Raw genomic sequence first — 19,819 nt, 5'->3', positions numbered from 1 at the left:
ACAATCATCCGAGCTATGGCAGGAAGAAATAGCCGCAGCCACACTCAGTAATAAAGACTAGCTTATATATTGAAGTTGCCGCAGCAAAAGCAAAAATCAGAATTTTTTTATGGGAGCCTTCGATCTATTTAAAGCAATTGCGTTGAGTGCTGTTGTACTCAGCGCTACAGCAGGTTGTGGCATCTTACCAAAAGAAGCGGCTGATGCGCAATCCCAGGGTAGGGGAGCAGAACAACAGCAACCACCAGCGGTAGAAGTGGCGATCGCCCGTACTGGAAAAATTCGCACGGAACCGGAATATACAGGAACGACTCTACCACTACAAGAAGTTTCGCTCAGGGCGCAAGTAGAAGGGCGGATATTAAAACTCTTAGTCGATGTAGGCGATCGCGTCAAACAAGGTCAAATCCTCGCCCAGCAAGACAATACTATATTGCGAACGGCGCTGAATCAAGAACAAGCAGAATTAGCAGCCCTTAAAGCAGAAGTTGCTAGAGCCAGAAATCAAGTCAGTAATGCCAAAGCCAGGGTAGAACAGGCACGGTTGGAATTTCAACAAGCACAGTCAGACTCTCAACGCCAACAACAATTGGTCGAACAGGGTGCAGTTGCCGAACAGGCTGCCGAACAAGCGCGGACTAACGCTCAAAGTGCTGCTAAAGTGTTAAAAGCTACCGAAGAAGAAGTTCGTACTGAAGAACAAGCAGTAGCAGCAGCTAGCGATCGCGTCAACGCTCAACAAGCGGCGATCGCTCAAGCCCAAGAACAATTATCCTATGCCAACATCCGTTCTCCAATCAATGGCGTAGTCACGCAAAAAGTCACCGAAGCAGGAAATTTTCTGCAAGCTAACGGCGAAGTTCTGCGTTTAGGAGACTTTCGCCGCGTCAAGGTGAATGTAGAAATCTCAGAATTAGCCTTGGCAAATTTGCGCGTCGGACAGACAGTGAGGGTGAGACTAGATGCCTTCCCTAACCAGACTTTTACGGGAAAAATCAGCCGAATTTCCCCAGCTGCCGATCGCACGGCAAGACTAGTTCCCATAGAAGTCATCATTCCCAACGACAATGGGCGGATCGGCAGTGGATTGCTAGCACGGGTGAGTTTTGAAAGTAACGCCGCTGCTAGGGTTGTGGTTCCTGAGACGGCTGTAGTGGAGGATAAGGGAACAAGGGGACAAGGAGGACAAGGGGGACAAGGAGGACAAGGGGGAGAAAATTCCCGACTCCCGACTACAGCGACAGTATTTGTCATAACTGGAGAAAAAGTAGCAGCGCGATCGGTGAAATTGGGAGAACGGGTAGATGGCAAAGTAGAAATTCTATCTGGGTTGCAACCAGGGGAAAGGTTTGTAGCAAAAAGTGGCAGACCGTTGAAAAACGGTGAAACCGTGCGACTGTCTGTCTTATCGGAAACACAGCAACAGGAATCGTAGGGGCGGGTTTAGCAGATGAATCATCGGCTTCAACAGTCAATCTCGGCTTAAAACCCGCCCACGCTTGAATTTGTCGATACAGAGTACAGGTAATGCAGCCGCCAACATCGGGATTTAGTATCAGCGCCATTTCGATCCGACGACACATCGCCACACTGATGTTAACTGTAGCCGCGATCGTCTTAGGTGTCTTTTTTCTGACGACACTGCAAGTCGATCTCTTACCTGCGATTACCTATCCTCGCATCGGCGTGCGGCTAGATGTTCCCGGAGTATCGCCAGAAGTTGCAGTTGACGAAATTACTCGACCGTTGGAAGAAGCTTTAGCAGCTACAGAAGGCGTAGTCCAAGTCTATTCCCAGACTCGCGAAGGACAGGTCAGTATCGATCTATTCTTTCAGCCTGGTGGGAATATCGATCAAGCCTTAAATGATGCTACGGCGGCTTTTAACCGAGGTCGAGGTGGATTGCCCGATAATTTAAATATCCAAGAACCCCGATTATTCAAGGTCGATCCTTCGCAATCGCCAATTTACGAATTTGGTTTAACCTCCCCGACACTTAAGCCAGTAGATCTGCGCGTCTTTGCCGATGAAGAACTGGGACGCGAATTAAGTGTCGTGCCAGGAGTAGCAGCTGTAGACGTGTCCGGTGGCGTGCAGGAAGAAGTGAGGATTAATATCGATTTAGATCGCCTCCAAGCTGTGGGTGTGGGTTTAACTGACGTATTGGAAGAACTGACAACCCGCAACCAAGATATTGCTGGGGGTCGAATTTTGGGAGAATCCGAACCCTTGACGCGAACTCGCGGTAGATTTCAAACCTCTCAGGAAATTCGCAACTTATCCTTTGAAGCCGCTACCTTTGAGGAAAATAACTCTACACCAGGGGTAGCGCGGCGCGTTTACCTGCGAGACTTTGCGGAAGTTATAGACGGGACAGAAGATCAAAGGGTTTTTGCTTTTCTCAACAAAACCCCAGCCGTCAAACTGAGCGTCCAAAAGCAACCAGAAGCTAATACGATCGCAGTAGTTGATGGAGTCAAGCGTCGGATCGAATCTCTACGGCAATCGGGTTTAATTCCCGCCGATGCGGTCATAACTCCCACTCTAGATGAGTCAATTTTCATTCAGAACTCAATTTCTAACGTTACCAGTTCGGGGTTAATTGGTGCGGGACTCGCCGCGATCGCGGTTCTACTTTTCCTCGGTTCGCTCCGTCAAACCATCATTATCGTTCTTGCCATTCCGCTAGCGACCTGCGCTGCAATTATCTTGATGGGATTATTCGGTCTTTCCCTCAATGTCTTCAGCTTAGGCGGACTTGCCCTCGGCGTTGGCATCGTCGTCGATAACTCCATCGTTATGTTGGAGAATATTGTCGAGGGAGTGAGGAAGGATGAAACTCATGTAGGGGCGCACGGCTGTGCGCCCCTACCAAAAACCTCAATAATCGATCGCGCCGAAAGCAGCAGCCGTGAGGTAGAATCTGCCTTGGTTGCTTCTACCAGTACTAACTTGGTGGCGGTGCTGCCGTTTTTGCTCATTGGCGGTTTGTTCTCTCTCCTATTTAGAGAATTAATTTTAACTATCAGCTTTGCCGTCGCCGCGTCAATTCTAGTAGCAATAACGGTCGTACCCATGATGACATCAAGATTAATGGGAATAAAGCGATCGAGTGGAATTGGTAAATTTTGGTTGCTGCGAGAATTTAATCGCAAATTTGAGGCTGCAACTCGTAGTTATGGCAACTTCTTAAATCGGCTGTTGCGCTGGCGGTTCATAGTTGTCTTGCTGGCTTTTCTCGTCCTGGGTGGTGGTAGTGTGTGGATGGCAGGTCAAATTCCGCAAGAAATTCTGCCTCGCATTGATACCGGACAGGCTAGATTATTCGTGCAGTTTCCTCCTGGTACGGCGTTGGAAACGAACCGTAAGGTGATGGAAATTGTAGACGATATTTTACTCAAACAACCAGAAACCGAATATATCTTTTCGACTGCAGGTGGTTTTTTGTTTGGCAATAATACCAGTGAAAATCCTCTACGTGGCAGCAGTAATATTACTCTTAAACCAGGTACTAATGTAGAAGCGTATGTTGCTAGGGTAAGCCAGGAATTCGATCGCCTCAACTTAGTTGAAACAGTTATCCGCCTGCGACCAGGAGAGGTGCGGGGTCTGATCTTAACTAATTCTCCCGTACGGGGGGCGGAGTTGGATGTCATACTTCAAGGATCGGATACGGAAGAACTGAATCGCGCCGGACAGCAAGTTCTCCAAACTTTAGAACAGCAGGCAAAATTAGCGAGTTTTCGACCCGATGCGACTCCCAGACAACCGGAAGTCCAGATTCGTCCTGACTGGGAACGGGTAGCAGAATTTGGTTTGACAACTCAAGAAATTGGCGAAACAATTCAAACCGCACTCGAAGGTTCAATCCCAACGCAACTACAAAGAGGCGATCGCTTAGTTGATATTCGCGTCCAATTGAATGAAACTACAATCCAGCGTCCTTCTCAACTCGCCAGCCTTCCCTTATTTATTGAAGGAAATCGGCAAATTCGTCTTGGTGATGTTGCCCAAATCGAACTCGGTCAAGCACCAGGAGAAGTGCAACGAATCGACCAAAGACAAGTATTTATCATAGCCGGAACTTTAGCAGAGGGAGCGAGTTTAGGTCAAGCGCTCGCTGAAGTTAACAACGTGATGCAAAATATAGACTTACCGCAAGGAGTCAACGTCATCCCGAGTTCGGCGGCGCAGTCCAATCAACAGTTACAAAACTCGTTGAAGCTTTTAGGGGCTTTGGCTGCTTTTCTCGTATTTGTCGTGATGGCAGTGCAGTATAACTCTTTAATCGATCCTTTCGTCATCATGTTTACCGTCCCGCTAGCCCTAGCTGGAGGTATTTTTGGACTGTACGTCACCCAAACGGCTATTGGGGCGACGGTTTTGGTAGGTGCGGTGTTATTGGTCGGGATTGTGGTCAATAATGCAATTATTATGGTGGAACTGGCAAATCAAATTCGGGAACGGGAGGGTTGTTCTCGTTGGTTGGCAATTCAGCAAGCCGCACCGCAACGCTTGCGTCCTATTTTGATGACAACAATTACGACTGTATTGGGGATGCTTCCCTTGGCTATGGGTATCGGTCAAGGTTCGGAGTTTCTCCAACCTTTAGGAATTGTGGTATTTTCAGGATTAGCTTTAGCAACGTTGCTTACTCTATTTATCATTCCCTGCTTCTACGTCATGCTACATGACATTGGCTGGGGTTGGGCAACGCCGATTTGGAAATCTGTTAGCGTTGTGCCGGACAAATTTTTGCATCGCAAGCGCTATAAAGATAAACGCTGGTGAGTCATGCATTCGTAGGGGCGGGTTTACCAAAAATCTTTGACTTCGACAAACGATCTGGTGAACCCGCCCGTACAAAAGTAAGTAGGGCAGGCATTGCCCACCAGAAAATAGCGATAATTTTATGAATTTAATGAAACTGCTATAGCAATTCTCAACTGAATAAGGTACACGTATTTGTAGTAGGGGCGCACATCTGTGCGCCCCTAAAGATGTATTGATGGGATACGCTATACATGGCAACAAATTCTTTATTTACAGGTCGCGTAGTAGTTATTGCGACTATGCACGAGAAAGAAAAAGCGATCGCACCCATTTTAGAAGCAGAATTGGGAGTGCAATGTGTAGTTCCAAATGACTTTAACACAGATATCTTTGGTACGTTTACTCGCGATATTGCCAGACCAGCAGACCAAATTGCTACAGCTAAACTCAAAGCCAAAAAAGCTTTAGAAATAACAGGTGAAACAATGGCGATCGCTAGTGAAGGTTCCTTTGCACCCCATCCCGATCTACCTTTTATTTCGGCAAATCGAGAAATAGTCGTTTTCATCGATATGCTAAATCAATTAGAAATTGTCGGTCAGGAAATTTTCACAGAAACTAACTTTAATAGTCAATCAGTTAGAACGGTGGAAGAAGCCGAGTCTTTTGCTAATAAAATTGGCTTTCCCTCTCATGGTTTAGTGGTCATGCTCAGTTCTGACTCTTTAGAGCGCACAGAAATTTTTAAAGGTATCAATACAGAAGAAAAATTAACAGAAATTGTGAATTTTGCCTTAAGCAAATCCTCAACAGGGAAAGTGCATATCGAAACAGATATGCGGGCGCTATATAATCCAACCAGAATGCAGAATATTGCTAAAGCTACTAAAAATTTAATTCAAAAAATTCATCAAATATGTCCTAATTGTGCTTGTCCTGGCTTTGATGCGATCGCCCAACGTCGCGGATTACCCTGTGGATTATGCAATCTTCCCACATCTGCAATCCGCTCGGTAGTCTATCGGTGCCAAAAATGCAGTTTTCAACAAGAAAAACTATTTCCGCAGGGTGTTAAAGTAGCCGATCCGGCTCAGTGTATGTATTGCAATCCTTAGTTAAAAGTCAAAAGTTAAAAGTCAAAAGTCAAAAATTGAAAGTTTAAAGTTAAAAATTAAATATTGTTAGGTTAGGTTGTCAGTCACATTTAGTGACAAAATCTTACAAAGAAGTCATCAAATTTTACAAAAATCTAACTTAAGGTAGAAGAAAATCCAATATAAACTTTTCTAATGGGAATAAGGTAACATATATTCTTATCTACTCCGATCGCTTGCAGCCTCATTTCTAGACAGGGCAGCTATCTCTGCCTTGCTCGTGTCATGCAATTTTGACTTTTGGCTCTCAACTTTTGACCTACCTAGACTAGATCGTGTCATGCGATTTTGACTTTTGCCTTGCGACTTGTGACTTGAGTATGCGATTACTTTTTCTCTTACCCTTAACAACTAGTCTGCTCTCTGGGTATCTCTGCAAAAAATCTGCTGATGAGATGGCTTACCTAACAGGAACGGCTACAGTCGTCAGCCTGATTTTGGCTTTGATTTTAGCTCCTTGGCAGATCCAATTATTAATCCTGTGTGTAACAATCTTCGGGACAAAAAAATTACTTTTAAAAAATTTATCCAAAAGCGAGTCTAATTCAACCGCCCAAAGCATAACCCAGAGCGATCGCCCTCAGATAGCAATTCCTAGCATCTCCAGCGAAAACGATGCCGTCGCAGAAGTTAAAGGAATGTATCGCGGTGCGCCTTGGCTATCGAGTCAGGAAAAAACACCTGCACCACAGCCAGATCCCGCCAACCTCAAATATCGCGGTGCGAGTGTTGTAAAACAAGGGAGCAGTGACCAGTGACCAGTGACCAGTGACCAGTGACCAGTGACAAATTATATATAGTAATTTTAAATATATGTAAATTTTCAGGATGGGGAAATGAGATACTTACGCAGCAAAATAACTAGCAGTAGAAAATATCTGCAATCTTTAGTTTTCTCTTTGGGATTAGTTGTTCTCACGACATTAATGCTGCCATTTCCAGCGATCGCAACGAGTTTGTATGAAATTCCTTCAGTCGCGCCAGGGGAGAAGACCTGGGTGATCGATCCGGCAAAAGCAATCAGTGCGATCAACGAAGGTAAGATTGGTAGCGAATTGGAAAAATTGGCAGAAACGACCGGAAATGAAGTTAGATTTGTCGCCATTCGCCGCCTCGACTATGGCGAGACTGCTCAATCCTTTACCGATAAACTATTCGAGCAGTGGTTTCCAACCCCAGAAGCGCAAGCCAATCAAACTCTAGTCGTATTGGACACCCTGAGCAGCGGGACTGGAATCCGGGTAGGAGATAAAGCCAAGTCGCTGCTGACGGATGACATCGCCAAAAGCGTGGTTACTCAAACTATTCTGTATCCTTTACGTGAAGGTGAAAAATACAATCAAGCGTTTCTCGATGCTAGCGATCGCCTCGTAGCTGTTTTATCTGGCGCACCCGATCCTGGCGCACCCGAACAGCTAGCAACTGATGTCGCTGTCGAAAGTACCTACAAAAACACCGAAGAGACAAAATCCAGCAACGCGACTATTTGGGTCATTGGCTTTCTTGTAGCTGCAACGATTATTCCAATGGTGACTTATTATTTTTATATCAAGTAAGTGGTAATTGGTAGTTGGTAGTTGGTAATTGGTAGCTGCCTATTACCCATTACCCATTACCCATTATCAATTTAATCCTGAACGTATTCTTGCCCGTTGACTAAAGCGATCTCGGCGCGGACAAATTCTCGTCCCAGATAAGCGGCGTGATCTAAGTAAGTCACGGGACAAGTTTGTTCTTGCTCGAAAATTTCTACGCAAATTTCTTTTGCTGTTCTCCCCCGATATAGTGTGGTGGAAGTTCGTTGAACTTTACCGCGTGCGGGGATAGGTTTACCCGTTTCAGGATCGACGGCTAAACCGCGATCGTCGATCGCGTTGGTGTAATGCTTCGCACAAATTAACCCTGCTTCTCGATCCAGATAAATGATGAAATATCCGCCTGGGTCAAGGTCAATATGACGCTTAGAAAGTTTATCATCAATTGCCGTTAAGTCTTCCAGCGTCCGCTCCATGTCTCATCCCATGATTAACTATTTTTTGTCCTTAACTTAATTTTAAATCTTTCTTCTCTCTATGGTTTTTTCCCAATCTCGGCTTAAATCTCCAAGTTTTTGTCGCATAACTGTTTTAACAGCAAATATATTTCCTTGCCATAGCGTGCTGGAGTAAATTGCTCGGCAGCCCATTGTTGACCGTTTTCACCCATTTGTTTAGCTAGATCTGGGCGATCGCAAATATATCTAATTTTCTGCGCTAGTTCTCGCTCGTCTTCCGCAGTATATAACAATCCATTAAATCCATCTCGAATTAACTCTTGCGTGCCACCACTCCTCGTACCGATTATCGGCTTACCTGCCCGCATCCCTTCTACAGTCACCCTGCCAAAAGCCTCGCACTTAGAGCATACAAGTACGACATCTGCACTCTGCATCAACGGAAAGGGATTATCGGCATAGCCATAAAACTTAATAAATTGCTCTATGTGGTTTTTTGTCGCAATATTTTCTAAATACTCTCGGTACTGAGGATCGCCATCGCCAACGATTAATAGCTCTACTCTTACCCCTGTATGTACTAGTTGGGCAATAGCACGGATCGCGTCTTCCTGCCTCTTTCCCTCCACCAATGCACCCACAATAATGCACCTAAAATTTGTTGTCGGAGGTAAGGCGATCGCCTCGCCTGGAGTGACGTTAACTGCTTGATAAACCACTTTCAACTTTGTCGGCGCGATCCACTGCTCGTATTTTTGAGCTACAGCTTTGGAGTTTACGATACAAACCTGGGACAGCAAATCTACTAGTTTTAACGTGAGGTTGCGACCGAGATCGAAAACTTGTCCGTGATCTTCGTAAACAAACTCGCGGATATGCCACACATGGGGTTTCCTCAATAAAAATGCGGCAAAAGCACCAACGCCTATGGCAATAGTATTCGTGTAGACAACATTGCACTGCCACTCTTTAATTTGGGCGGCAATTTGGAATGCTATGTGGTAGCTTCGCTTCAGCTTCCGCCATCGATCGCGTAAGGGATAATTTGTGGCTTCCAGCCAGCGTTCGTAGGGAATGACACGAACGGGAATATGACGAAGACTCAATTCGTCAAACAGTCGCCCCTGTGCGGGTAATAACACAAAACACTCGACTCCCAGCTTCTGAAGCGAGTCTATAGTTTCCAGCAGCGATCGCGGTCCTCCCCGCATATCCGTGCCTGGACAGGCAGCAATGAAGCATACCTTCATCATCTATGTTTATCTATCCTCAGTTACCACAGCCAGCGTAAACTTCAATTAATTCTTGAAAATGTTGTTCTAGCGATCGCACCGTTCGCGCCTCTTGCCAAAACTCGGTTAATAAGTGCGGGTTATCGCGAATAGTTGAGAGTTTCTGCTGAAAGTCTCCTTTTTTGCCTGGGTCGAAAATGAATGCCGGATGTCGCACAAATTCCTGTGCGCCGCCTCGATTCGAGCAAAGTACGGGTACGCGACAAGCTAAAAGCTCATAGGTGACTTGCGGTAAATTATCTTCCCATAGTGGCGGGACAATTCCCAAGTGGATGCCATCTAAGATTTTAGGAAGATTTTCGTGAGAGTAACCGGGATGGTAAATTAATCGATGCAAAGACTGAGCTAAAGAGAGCAAAGGTCCTTTCTGCTGCATTGCCAAGTCTAACTCGGTGCGATCTGCGATTTTACTAGCGACAACGAGTTCTAACGTGCTTAATTCTGTTGCTGACAGGCAACGTAATTCTTCCAATAAGAAGTAAAATCCTTTATCTTTTCTCGGTACTCCCATGTAAACGCAGCGAAAGGGCTGCCCTGGAGAGTATATTGCTGGGTTATGCGGCGGGACTGGAAACTGCGTGGCTTTACTGCCGATGTATTGCGTACTCAACCGTGTCGGATCGACCCCATAGTACCGATAAATTGCAGCAGTGCGATCGGAAACAGACAGCGCCACATCAACATAACGATTAATCAGAGAAACGATTTCCTGCCGTCGAAATTGATACGCCTCGGCTTGCTGAGGCAGATTTGCACCTTTAAGTTCTAAGGTTTTGAGTAGAGGCGATCGCGTCTGCACGACTAGCGGTCGTTGAATTTTGTAGAAAAGAGCAACGAGTTTTTTCAACAAGTTTAGAGGTAGCGATCGCCCTTTCAAATCGAGGGAGTTGCCTAAAAATTCTAGTCTTCTCATTGCCAATTCTCGCTCTGAATTTGGCGGTATAGGTAAACAGGCAAGACAGGCTCGTCCGTCTAAATTATCGTCACAATGGCTCTGTTCTAACCGCCACAAATTAACTTGCGGACAAACAGCCCAATAATTATGCAAACTAAACACGACCTTAGCACCACTTTCTTTTGCTATTTTGAGACAATTAGCGGTTATGCCCTCTAAATTATGAAAGTGAATTACCGAGAAAGGTGCTTGCGTGTCTAAAAACTCTTGAAAGCATTTTTCCAGAGCGGGTTGTTTAACGTTGCCTAATGGATCGTCAAAAGCGAAGTGAGAAGGGGCAATAATTGGTGAATTGACGAGGGAAAAAGTGGGTACGTGGGGATGATTTTGGTTGCGAATCGGTTTGATATGTGGACGTTTATTGAAATAACTATAGTCGGTTCCAGAATAAAGAAAGGTGACGTGCCAATTATCTTTTTGAATTGTATAGTCAATTAAATTTTTACAATAAACAGATACGCCTCCCCCAAGAGTAGGTTTCTGAAAGTAGGGAGCCCAGTTATAATGAAGTACTCTGTATGACATATTAAGTTTTCCTAATTGAAAACTGATAATTGAAAACCGATTATGTAGCAGCAAACGCTATTCTCAATCTTCACTCAGCGCGATCGCCAGTAACAATCTGCCACGCTCGCGGTTGATAAAACTTGCATTGACTCATCGTTCCATCCGATTTAACGCTAAATCGGAAAGACTCAAAGACATCGAAAGTATAGATAGAGCTTTGTTTGAGTTTAATGCTCATAGTATAAGTTCCAGGGGCTAAACCTAAACAAGGCATTTGCAATTGAATTTCATGTTTTCCTGGTACAACTTCAAAAAACTTCTCATCATTTTCGCCACTTAAAAACAAAACTGCCCCCGTACCACCTTCACCACCTAATTCTGTAATTTTTAAATGCAATGTCACGTTGTCAAACTTTTGATGAGCTTTACAGCCTACACAGAAGGAAGTAGGTTCGCCACTTTTGAGCGATTCTAAAATCTTGCCTTCAGCGTCTCGAAAAAATAGATGAGTAATGTCTAAGCCAAAACTTTCACTTGCCGATTTTTCAGGTAAGTACATGACCTCTGAAGTTTTGCGCTTGCTATCTAGAAACAAATCTTCCTCATACTTTTCGATAACTCTTTCTGTATCGCCAGATGCAATCAATTCACCCTTGACTAGGTAAATTGCCGAATCACATACGTTTAAAATTGCTTGGGGATTATGATTGACTAAAACAAAAGATGTTCCCTGCTGGCGCAGTTGGTGGAGTTTGCGATAACATTTGGCTTTAAATTTGATATCTCCTACAGCCAAGACTTCATCAATTAATAAGATTTCCGGTTCTGTATGAATTGCGCAGGCAAACCCTAACCGCGCTGCCATTCCCGAACTATAATTTTGTACTGGTGCGTCGATCGCATCCCAAATTTCAGCAAAGTCTATTACTTCTTGAAATCTAGCTTCGATTTCTTTGGTTGATAATCCTAAAATTGACATATTGGCATAGATGTTTTCTCGCCCCGTCAATAGCGGATTAAAACCTGCTCCTAAAGCAATTAGTGGAGCTACCCTACCCTTAAGTTTTACAGTGCCAATATCCGGTTTAATCAGACCGCTAATAATCCGTAATAGCGTACTTTTTCCAGCTCCATTTGCCCCAACTAAGCCTAATGCTTGCCCCCGACGCAGCTCGAAATTAACATCTTTCAGCGCCCAAAATTCTTGGGTACGCAGCGTTTCTATTCTCTTCCCACCTATTAGCTCCGTGGCGATATCTCGAACACCATAAAATAGCGATCGCCTTAAGTCTCGACAAAACTTTTTTGAGACATTTTCTACCGAAATAACAACTTCAGAATCTTGAGATTGAATAGCAATTTCTCGATCTACTAATTCAGTCATTAGGAACTCACCCTTTCAATCACGAAAGGCATGGCGAGGCGAAATGCCACCCAGGTTAATAATAAGCCAACTAGAGTAATTAGACTGGCGATCCAAAATCCAGCCGGATCTGAGATAACTCCCGTCGTTGCTAGTTCCCGTGTTGTCACGAGTAGAGGAGTCACGGGATTCAGCCGTACCAAAAATCCAAACGTTCCTTCACCAGGAACGGGATAGACTACCGGAGTCAAGAACAGCCAAAACCCTGTAATCATGGTCAGTCCTTTTGATACATCCTGGTATAAAATCCCCAACGGCGCTAATAAAACACCGATAAATGTACCGAATAAAATCAAATGAATCAGCGCCACTGGAGCCAAAATTACCGTCCAACTGACCGGAACTTGAAACCAAATAAACAATCCCACAATTAAAATCAGCTTGATCGCAAAGTTGAAAAAGACCTCACCTAACTTTGCCAAAATTATTGCTTCTCGGGGAAAATTCACCTTAGCTAGCATCGGCTTAGCTACTGTTACCGCTTGCACTGGACCGTTGAGCGCTTCCACAAAAGTTTGCCACAACGCCGTACTGAACATGACATAAGCTGGATATGGTAAATCTGTAGCTTCAACTGCGATCGCACCTGCATCACTTGCTAGCGTAAATCCTGCTGCCATCACAATCGGGGGCAAAAAAGCCCAAATTACACCCAGAAACGACTGACGGTACTGAGCGCTAATATCTCGCACCATCAGCCGCCATGCTAGTTCGCGAGAAGCGAGTAAGTCTCGTCCCATTTGCTTAAACAACTGAATCGGATGCCTTAATAAGCTTTCAGGCGTATACACCACTTCAAACGGCATCGGATTTGAATTGAGATTTCTCTTTTGCTTCAAGTGGTTTATCCTTCTTCCAAAGTTTGGTAGGGTGGGCAATGCCCGCCCTACTGCTACCTTATTATGCTGATACTGGAGTTTTAGGCAACGACTTGGCAGGCTGCTGTTGCACTTCTTGCGGATGTTTGCGAGTATGGCGATCGCTGAGATAACGGTTCAGCCTTTTCTCCATCCGCACTAGCATATTCTCTAGTCGAGTCTTGCCCCTACCAAAGACATAATATTTATTCAGCAGCGGTCTAATGATAAATACCCTGCGTCTTCCGGTTAAATATTCCGACCAACTGCGATACCAATTTTGGTGGTATTTATCTTCGGTCAGATTCCACTTTTCGCGCAAGCGGTTTAAGCTAGTCGTACCCCAAGCATCGCTCCAACGTACCATGTAGAAAGGAATTTCGGACAATTCCAACGGCATCCCGTTAATGTAGGTGACGAGGGATGTTGGCTCTAAGTAGATGGAACCTCCAGCCTCAGATACCGCTACACAAAAATCTACGTGTTCCTTTGTGTTCATCATTGCGGGGTCAAGCTGACCGCCAATTTCTTCAATTATCGCCGTGCGCACCAACATGCAATGGAACTCTGCCAAACCAGTTGGCTGTCGTTGCAAGAAGTCGCCTAAATCTGCTACGCGCTTACCTTGCTTGTAAATTTTATCGTGCAAGCGCCGCGTTGGGCGATCGCCTTTGTTTTCCTCAATGACCGCAGATTCTCCACCTGCACAATGTACGATTTCGTGTAAAGCTTGACCTTGACATACGAGGGGACTAACTACCGCAGCTCCCGTTTCCTCAGCGCATTGAACCAAATTGTTCAACCAATTCGGAGCAACGACAACATCGTTATCCATGAAGACAACGTATTCTGTATTGACCTGGGCTAAACCTAGATTTCTAGCATAATTTGGTGAAGGGTAATAATCGGTACGAATCAGTTGGAAATTTTTCTCGCGGGCTTGAGCTGCTAAGTAATCTCGGATACGCGCAGGGGAGCCACCATCTACATAAATCAACTTGAAAGGGATGGTTGTATTCTCATAAATACTTTCAAGGGACTTTTGAGTTAAACTGAAACGTTCGCGTGGTACGACTACGATAGTGACTTGTGGTTCTGCCATCTTTGATACGTCCATTTACAACCCTGTTATCTATAAAAAAATCAATCGTCTACAAGTCTGTCTACTTGCAAATACTTACACAAGATTGCAGAATTAGGCTACTCACACCAATACCATACGCAAATTCGCGTAGTGTCATAGGCTTACTAGTTATAAAGAGGCATGTACATAACAGTAATTCATAAAACATTTATACAATATAGGCATTTTATGAAGTATAGATGAATGTTTTATGAGAGTTTTTTCATAATTAGTCGCAGTGTTATCCACTATACAAATGTCAACGCCGTTTCTACCAAAAGTAGTATATCCTTGGGAGAAGTTGCGGTGTACGATTTGTCATTTGAAGGATGAATTTGCATACTACATCAGTAGCAACGAATGTATTCGATTGTTTTTGACTAGATTTTTGGTGTTTTCCAACTATTGTTGCAGAAATTGCTATTATGCTGCTAGTCTGTTTTCTAAAGAGTTGAATCCTACCTGTTGTCTGTTGCCTGGGGAGAGATTATCTCTTATCTCTTAGCGATCGCTTGTATTTTAACTTTTATTTTTCTTCTAGCTCTCATCGATTGGAAAATTTCAAATCAACTCATAGAAACTAGGAACTGACAATGGTTGAAGCAACAATCGCTGTTGTAGTCGTCACCTATAACCGAAAGAAACTTTTAATAGAATGCCTAGACGCAATACTGACTGGAACGCGCTTGCCAGATAAAATTATCCTTGTAGACAACGGCTCTACTGATGATACACCTGATTTTTTGAAGGCAGAAGGATATCTGGCAAATCAACTTATCGATTACATCCGCTTACCAGAAAATACTGGCGGCGCAGGTGGATTTTATCAAGGTGTAAAGTATGGATATGAAGCAGGTTACGATTGGCTGTGGTTGATGGATGACGATGCCGAACCTGAAATAGATGCTTTAGAAAAGCTAAGTCATTATCTAGATGAACCTGATGTCAGTGCTTTAGCAAATCTCAAAATAGACTTAGAAGGTGAGATATTGCATCCCCATCTAGGGTTTTTCGACCGCCAAACTCATCAGAATGATTTTGATTTTGATATTGAGATTCATCGGAAGATAGAAGACGATTTAGTCAAAAATCATCGAGCCTTAGAAATAGCTTTTAGTTCTTTTGTTGGCATCCTAGTCAGTAAAAGAGCAATTGAAAAAATAGGATTTCCCAATAAAGAATTTTTTATTAGGGGTGACGACTTGGAATATTGTCTGAGGTTAAATAATGCAGGCAAAATTCTCCTAATTACTGATAGCGTTATTCTTCACAAAGAAGCAGGCGATCCAGGAGCGATTGTTAAACAGTTTTTAGGTAAAATTTCTTATAGAACCAAATATAACAGGATATGGTTGACTTATTTTGAAACCAGAAATGCAATTTGGTTAAGAAAAAACTATGCTAGTAAAACGAGATTTTATTTGAGAACATTTAAATACTATTGTCGCTCTTTAATTGCTATTTTGCTCTTTGACGATCGCAAGTTTAAGCGCCTACAATTCCTCACTGAAGCTTACCAGGATGGGTTCAAGGGTTATTTTGATAACAATAAGCCTAAAATTTTATATGAGGAAAAACTCTAAGGTTTTAGTCAACTGAAGTAAAAAAAATACGCGCGTTATATAGGGCATCAAACTCAGTACTCGAACAATGATTCCTTAAACAAACTTTTATTTAGCGATTCATGCTTTCGTAGATGACTCGAAAAAATCGAAACAAGGAGTGCTTGAATGTTCGATTACTTAATTGTAGGAGCGGGATTTGCTGGCAGCGTCCTGGCTGAAAGGTTAGCAAGTCAGTTGGGAAAAAAAATTCTGATTATCGATACGCGATCGCACATCGGTGGAAATGCTTACGATTGTTATAACGAAGCAGGTATCCTCATACACAGGTACGGTCCCCATATTTTTCACACCAACTCTCGCGAAGTTTTCGAGTATCTTTCGCAATTTACTCAATGGCGTTCTTACGAACACCGCGTTCTTGCCAGTGTTGACGGACAACTCGTGCCAATTCCCATCAATCTCGACACGATTAACCGACTTTACGGACTCCATTTAACCTCATTCCAGCTAGAAGAGTTTTTTGCTTCAGTGGCTGAGCCTAAAGAGCGTATCCTAACTTCTGAAGATGTAGTGGTGAATAAGGTTGGCAGGGAACTCTACGAAAAATTCTTCCGCAACTACACGCGCAAGCAATGGGACATCGATCCATCCGAACTCGATCGATCGGTGACTGCCCGCGTACCTACCCGCACGAACCGCGACAATCGCTATTTTACGGATACATATCAAGCAATGCCCCTGCATGGCTATACTCGAATGTTCGAGAATATGCTATCTCATCCGAATATCAAAATCATGCTCCAAACTGATTATCGGGAAATTGTGGGGACGATACCGTATCGCGAGATGATTTATACAGGTCCAATCGATTTATTCTTCGATTACCGTTACGGCAAGCTTCCTTACCGCTCTTTGGAATTTCAGCACGAAACCGTGAATATGCCCGTGCATCAGCCAGTTGCCGTAGTCAACTATCCTAACGAACACTTGTATACAAGAGTTACAGAATTCAAATACTTAACCGGACAAGAACATCCTAAAACAAGTATTGTCTACGAGTACCCACGCGCCGAAGGCGATCCATATTATCCCGTACCGCGATCGGAAAATACTGCACTCTACAAAAAATATCAGGCACTAGCTGACGCAACTTCCGGGGTGCATTTTGTCGGCAGGTTGGCAACTTACAAGTATTACAACATGGATCAAGTCGTCGCTCAGGCTCTGACAATCTACAAAAAGCTGAGAGAAACTGAGAATAGACGATCGCCGGAACTAGACCAAAAGCTGGTTCGGGTAGGTTAGCAGTTGTCAGTGTAGAGACGTTATATGTAACGTCTCTACAAATTTATTCGTGACTAGACGAGAACGAAAATCTGGTTCTATCAACCGCTTGCTACGTATCCCGCCGATTGTAAGGTAATTCAGCATTAATTACCTCGATTTCTTGCCGTTCTAACTCATTGACCTCACGAATGTAGGAAGTTAGAATTTGCGCCAACCGTCGATGATAAAACCGATGTAAGCTGTGATTGACAGTAGCAGGGAAACCGCGCCGCTTTTTATGCCTTCCCCCCGCGCCAGGATCGAAAGTTTGAATACCATTGGCGATCGCCCATTCAATCGGCTTGTAGTAGCAAGCCTCGAAGTGCAAGCAATCAATTTCTTGAAAACTGCCCCAATAACGACCGTAGAGGCGATCGCCCTTCGTTAAACAAAATGACATACCCATCGGTTGACGCTTATCTCCTGCCTTATCTCCTGCATGGTAAGCTGCCACAAACAACACGCGATGGCGATAATGGGCGTGCAACTGCTCGAAAAACTTCTTGGTCAAATACTTGCTACCCCACCAGCCGAATTTATCACAGGTATCGGCATAAAAATGATACATCTGCGGAAATAAAGACTTATGGATCTCATCTCCCGTATGAGTCACTAACTCTAAGCCTGCATTTGCTACGGCTTTGCGTTCGCGCTTAATGTTACGGCGTTGGTTGGCGTTGAAGACTCCGAGATAATCGTCAAAAGTGGCAAAACCGAGATTTTGCCAGACATAACTGTGGTGCAACCACGTTGTAAATCCGTGTCGTTCTAATGTGGGTCGCCATGCAGGATCGACATAGAGAAAATGACACCCAGAAATATTGTGGCGATCGCAAAAATGGTCGATTGCACTCACCATCAACGCCGTCATTTCATCCTCATCTTCCCCTGGCGCAACCAAAAACCGATAGCCTTCAGCAGGGGTAAAAGGTGTCATGCCTAAGAGTTTTGGATAGTACTCTACACCGATCCTCTGTGCCAGATCTGCCCATTGGTGGTCGAAGACAAACTCACCTTGACTGTGACCTTTCAGGTACATCGGGGCAGCTGCAACCAGCGTGCGATCGCGCCATATTGTTAAGTGATTCGGCAACCATCCAGCCCTCGCCGTAGCACTACCAGAAGTTTCTAGATTATTCAACCACTCCCACTCCAAAAACGGAGTTGCTAGAGGTAATGCCAAAGCATCCCATGCCGACTGAGGAATTTCAGCAATTTTGTTCGTCCAGGCAACAGAATATTGCGGTTTAAGTTGTTCCACCATTATTTAGGGAGTAGGGAGTAGAGGGACAAGGCGGACAAGGGGGACAAGGAAGACAAGGGGGACAAGGCGGACAAGGGGGACAAGGAAGACAAGGGGGACAAGGGGGACAAGGAAGACAAGGGGGACAAGGAAGACAAGGGGGACAAGGGGGACAAGGAAGACAAGGGGGAATGACAACCAATTACCAACTACCACTCTTCACGCTCTTACTAATAACTGATAACTGACAACTAGCCACTGTTACTTAAGTTAATCTAACTATTGCGATCGTTGCAGGCGATAGTGGAGAAATACTTCTTGTGCTTCAACTTGAGCTGATAATAGTTCCAGTCGCGGCGCTAAATTTTCTGGGAAACCCATCCCTGCCACTGGGCTAGGGGCGTTTGTCCCCCCCAAAAGTAAAGGACAGACAGTCAACCACATCTCATCGATTAAATCGACTGCTAGCATCGCTGCCACCAACTCACCCCCACCGAGAACGGCTAAGCGTTTGATTCCCAAAGAGAATAACTGTTCTAAAGCAAATGTCCAGTTGATTGTTGGGAGTCGGGAGTCGGGAATCGGGAGTCGGGAATCGGGAGTCGGGAATCGGTAATTGGTAGTTGCTCCCTCAGTCTCGTCAGCCTTCTTATCCTCCCTGTCTCCCTTGTCTCCCTTGTCTCCCTTGTCTCCCTTGTCTCTCTTGTCCCCCTCGTCTCCCTTGTCTTCCTTGTCCCAATTTTGAATTTTGAATTTTGAATTTTGAATTTTGTCTCCGACTCCCTGCTCCCCCACAATCACTTTCTCAAATTCCGATCGCCCCTGCCAAGACTTTGCCCCAGCCGCAGATGTGAGCAACCAACGAGGTACGGGTTGGCGAAAAAATCGCCACTGAGGATCGATCTTGGCACTAGCAGAAGCCAGGATCTGAATTGGTTGTGATTTTTGATGATTTTGTAGTCTTTGATGCAGTAATTTAGCACTAGTTACGCTTAAGGTTGTGCCGTAAGCGCGAAGCGTACCAGCCCCGAATAGTGTGGCATCGGCAGCAGCTATTTGTTGTTCGAGATGGAACCGATCGCGCTGGGAGGAAAAGCGAGCAGGCGATCGCCTCGCATCGGCAATCTTGCCATCGGCACTCATTGCCAAGATAACTGTTGTATGGGGACGACTTCGAGATCGATCCACGAGCTGCTACCTAGTTTTAAACGATCGAGCATGTTGGCAACCATACAGTCGTAGAAAACACTGTCTCTGCGCTGGCAAAATCTGCCGGAAGTTTTAGCGTAAAAAGTCACACTTTAATTAATTTTGAGTTAATGTTTAAAGATAAAACATTTCTTATGATTAACCAACGAATCTTTTTATACAACATATATGGTAGCAGCTAGAGCTTTTAGATATGCTGTGAAAATGTCGAAAACATCAAGAACGCAATTGAGCTTGGCATCCGTAAATCGCGAACTTTGTTTTGTATGATTTGTTAAATCAGACAAAGATTTTAACAGAATTTGCTTGGCAGCGATCGCGTTTAATGGTATTTAAATGCTAAAACTAATCTGTTTGCTAGCAAGCTATTACTAGAGGGTCTTGCATCTATTTTGAGGG

General features: G+C 44.4%; 15 protein-coding genes. 7 read left to right on the top strand and 8 right to left on the bottom strand.

Features of this window, described 5'->3' with window-relative positions:
• The first annotated feature begins 109 nt into the window (after nucleotides 1-109).
• The 5 genes from CHRO_RS06340 (at nucleotide 110) to psb32 (ending at nucleotide 7,483) form a co-directional block, all read left to right on the top strand.
• Nucleotides 110-1,435 (top strand): efflux RND transporter periplasmic adaptor subunit, encoded by a 1,326-nt coding sequence (locus tag CHRO_RS06340; RefSeq protein WP_015153361.1) that lies wholly within the window; start codon nucleotides 110-112, stop codon nucleotides 1,433-1,435.
• A gap of 92 nt (nucleotides 1,436-1,527) precedes the next feature.
• Nucleotides 1,528-4,791 (top strand): efflux RND transporter permease subunit, encoded by a 3,264-nt coding sequence (locus CHRO_RS06335; protein WP_015153360.1) that lies wholly within the window; start codon nucleotides 1,528-1,530, stop codon nucleotides 4,789-4,791.
• Between the two features lie 233 nt (nucleotides 4,792-5,024).
• On the top strand, nucleotides 5,025-5,888 hold the full coding sequence (locus CHRO_RS06330) for a DUF6671 family protein (RefSeq protein WP_015153359.1): 864 nt from the start codon (nucleotides 5,025-5,027) through the stop codon (nucleotides 5,886-5,888).
• Between the two features lie 434 nt (nucleotides 5,889-6,322).
• The gene (locus CHRO_RS31705) at nucleotides 6,323-6,685 is read left to right on the top strand and encodes a DUF4278 domain-containing protein (RefSeq protein ID WP_181245275.1); all 363 of its coding nucleotides are present in this window, start codon (nucleotides 6,323-6,325) and stop codon (nucleotides 6,683-6,685) included.
• 78 nt (nucleotides 6,686-6,763) lie between these two features.
• Nucleotides 6,764-7,483 carry a photosystem II repair protein Psb32 gene (gene psb32, locus CHRO_RS06320; protein WP_015153357.1) on the top strand — a complete coding sequence of 240 codons (720 nt, stop codon included), beginning with the start codon at nucleotides 6,764-6,766 and terminating at the stop codon, nucleotides 7,481-7,483.
• Nucleotides 7,484-7,554: 71 nt separating this feature from the next.
• Here the strand turns inward: psb32 and CHRO_RS06315 are convergent, their stop codons facing one another.
• From CHRO_RS06315 to CHRO_RS06290, 6 genes are all read right to left on the bottom strand, one after another.
• The gene (locus CHRO_RS06315) at nucleotides 7,555-7,938 is read right to left on the bottom strand and encodes a DUF4346 domain-containing protein (RefSeq protein ID WP_015153356.1); all 384 of its coding nucleotides are present in this window, start codon (nucleotides 7,936-7,938) and stop codon (nucleotides 7,555-7,557) included.
• 83 nt (nucleotides 7,939-8,021) lie between these two features.
• Entirely contained in the window at nucleotides 8,022-9,173 is a 1,152-nt protein-coding gene (locus CHRO_RS06310; protein WP_084739143.1) for a glycosyltransferase family 4 protein, read from the bottom strand.
• 16 nt (nucleotides 9,174-9,189) lie between these two features.
• Entirely contained in the window at nucleotides 9,190-10,692 is a 1,503-nt protein-coding gene (locus tag CHRO_RS06305; protein WP_015153354.1) for a glycosyltransferase, read from the bottom strand.
• Nucleotides 10,693-10,762: 70 nt separating this feature from the next.
• Nucleotides 10,763-12,058, bottom strand: coding sequence for an ABC transporter ATP-binding protein (locus CHRO_RS06300; protein WP_015153353.1), 1,296 nt, complete (start codon nucleotides 12,056-12,058; stop codon nucleotides 10,763-10,765).
• The gene (locus CHRO_RS06295; protein ID WP_015153352.1) at nucleotides 12,058-12,903 is read right to left on the bottom strand and encodes an ABC transporter permease; all 846 of its coding nucleotides are present in this window, start codon (nucleotides 12,901-12,903) and stop codon (nucleotides 12,058-12,060) included. Before CHRO_RS06295 ends, CHRO_RS06300 begins: the two co-directional genes overlap by 1 nt.
• A 94-nt stretch (nucleotides 12,904-12,997) precedes the next feature.
• Nucleotides 12,998-14,071 (bottom strand): glycosyltransferase family 2 protein, encoded by a 1,074-nt coding sequence (locus CHRO_RS06290; protein ID WP_015153351.1) that lies wholly within the window; start codon nucleotides 14,069-14,071, stop codon nucleotides 12,998-13,000.
• 599 nt (nucleotides 14,072-14,670) lie between these two features.
• Between CHRO_RS06290 and CHRO_RS06285 the strand changes: the two genes are divergently transcribed.
• Nucleotides 14,671-15,660, top strand: a complete 990-nt coding sequence (locus CHRO_RS06285) for a glycosyltransferase family 2 protein (RefSeq protein ID WP_015153350.1) — start codon at nucleotides 14,671-14,673, stop codon at nucleotides 15,658-15,660.
• Nucleotides 15,661-15,807: 147 nt separating this feature from the next.
• A complete protein-coding gene (gene glf, locus CHRO_RS06280; RefSeq protein WP_015153349.1) occupies nucleotides 15,808-16,947 on the top strand; it encodes a UDP-galactopyranose mutase in 1,140 nt (379 codons plus the stop codon).
• A 91-nt stretch (nucleotides 16,948-17,038) separates the two neighbouring features.
• Here glf and CHRO_RS06275 read toward each other — a convergent pair whose 3' ends face one another.
• Nucleotides 17,039-18,232: a GNAT family N-acetyltransferase gene (locus CHRO_RS06275; protein ID WP_015153348.1), complete on the bottom strand. Its 1,194-nt coding sequence runs from the start codon at nucleotides 18,230-18,232 to the stop codon at nucleotides 17,039-17,041.
• A 258-nt stretch (nucleotides 18,233-18,490) separates the two neighbouring features.
• The gene (locus CHRO_RS06270; protein WP_015153347.1) at nucleotides 18,491-19,399 is read right to left on the bottom strand and encodes a RibD family protein; all 909 of its coding nucleotides are present in this window, start codon (nucleotides 19,397-19,399) and stop codon (nucleotides 18,491-18,493) included.
• Nucleotides 19,400-19,819: the final 420 nt, after the last annotated feature.

It is taken from the genome of Chroococcidiopsis thermalis PCC 7203 (genome assembly GCF_000317125.1).
GTDB classification, from domain to species: domain Bacteria; phylum Cyanobacteriota; class Cyanobacteriia; order Cyanobacteriales; family Chroococcidiopsidaceae; genus Chroococcidiopsis; species Chroococcidiopsis thermalis.
Note: the sequence above shows the minus strand (reverse complement) of the source record. Positions and strands in the feature narration are given on the sequence as shown.

Excerpts from the sequence above, each read along its gene's own strand:
- CHRO_RS06340 (WP_015153361.1), top strand. The coding sequence starts at position 110 with ATGGGAGCCTTCGATCTATTTAAAGCAATTGCGTTGAGTGCTGTTGTA.
- CHRO_RS06335 (WP_015153360.1), top strand. The coding sequence starts at position 1,528 with ATGCAGCCGCCAACATCGGGATTTAGTATCAGCGCCATTTCGATCCGA.
- CHRO_RS06330 (WP_015153359.1), top strand. The coding sequence starts at position 5,025 with ATGGCAACAAATTCTTTATTTACAGGTCGCGTAGTAGTTATTGCGACT.
- CHRO_RS31705 (WP_181245275.1), top strand. The coding sequence starts at position 6,323 with ATGGCTTACCTAACAGGAACGGCTACAGTCGTCAGCCTGATTTTGGCT.
- psb32 (WP_015153357.1), top strand. The coding sequence starts at position 6,764 with ATGAGATACTTACGCAGCAAAATAACTAGCAGTAGAAAATATCTGCAA.
- CHRO_RS06315 (WP_015153356.1), bottom strand. The coding sequence starts at position 7,938 with ATGGAGCGGACGCTGGAAGACTTAACGGCAATTGATGATAAACTTTCT.
- CHRO_RS06310 (WP_084739143.1), bottom strand. The coding sequence starts at position 9,173 with ATGATGAAGGTATGCTTCATTGCTGCCTGTCCAGGCACGGATATGCGG.
- CHRO_RS06305 (WP_015153354.1), bottom strand. The coding sequence starts at position 10,692 with ATGTCATACAGAGTACTTCATTATAACTGGGCTCCCTACTTTCAGAAA.
- CHRO_RS06300 (WP_015153353.1), bottom strand. The coding sequence starts at position 12,058 with ATGACTGAATTAGTAGATCGAGAAATTGCTATTCAATCTCAAGATTCT.
- CHRO_RS06295 (WP_015153352.1), bottom strand. The coding sequence starts at position 12,903 with ATGCCGTTTGAAGTGGTGTATACGCCTGAAAGCTTATTAAGGCATCCG.
- CHRO_RS06290 (WP_015153351.1), bottom strand. The coding sequence starts at position 14,071 with ATGGACGTATCAAAGATGGCAGAACCACAAGTCACTATCGTAGTCGTA.
- CHRO_RS06285 (WP_015153350.1), top strand. The coding sequence starts at position 14,671 with ATGGTTGAAGCAACAATCGCTGTTGTAGTCGTCACCTATAACCGAAAG.
- glf (WP_015153349.1), top strand. The coding sequence starts at position 15,808 with ATGTTCGATTACTTAATTGTAGGAGCGGGATTTGCTGGCAGCGTCCTG.
- CHRO_RS06275 (WP_015153348.1), bottom strand. The coding sequence starts at position 18,232 with ATGGTGGAACAACTTAAACCGCAATATTCTGTTGCCTGGACGAACAAA.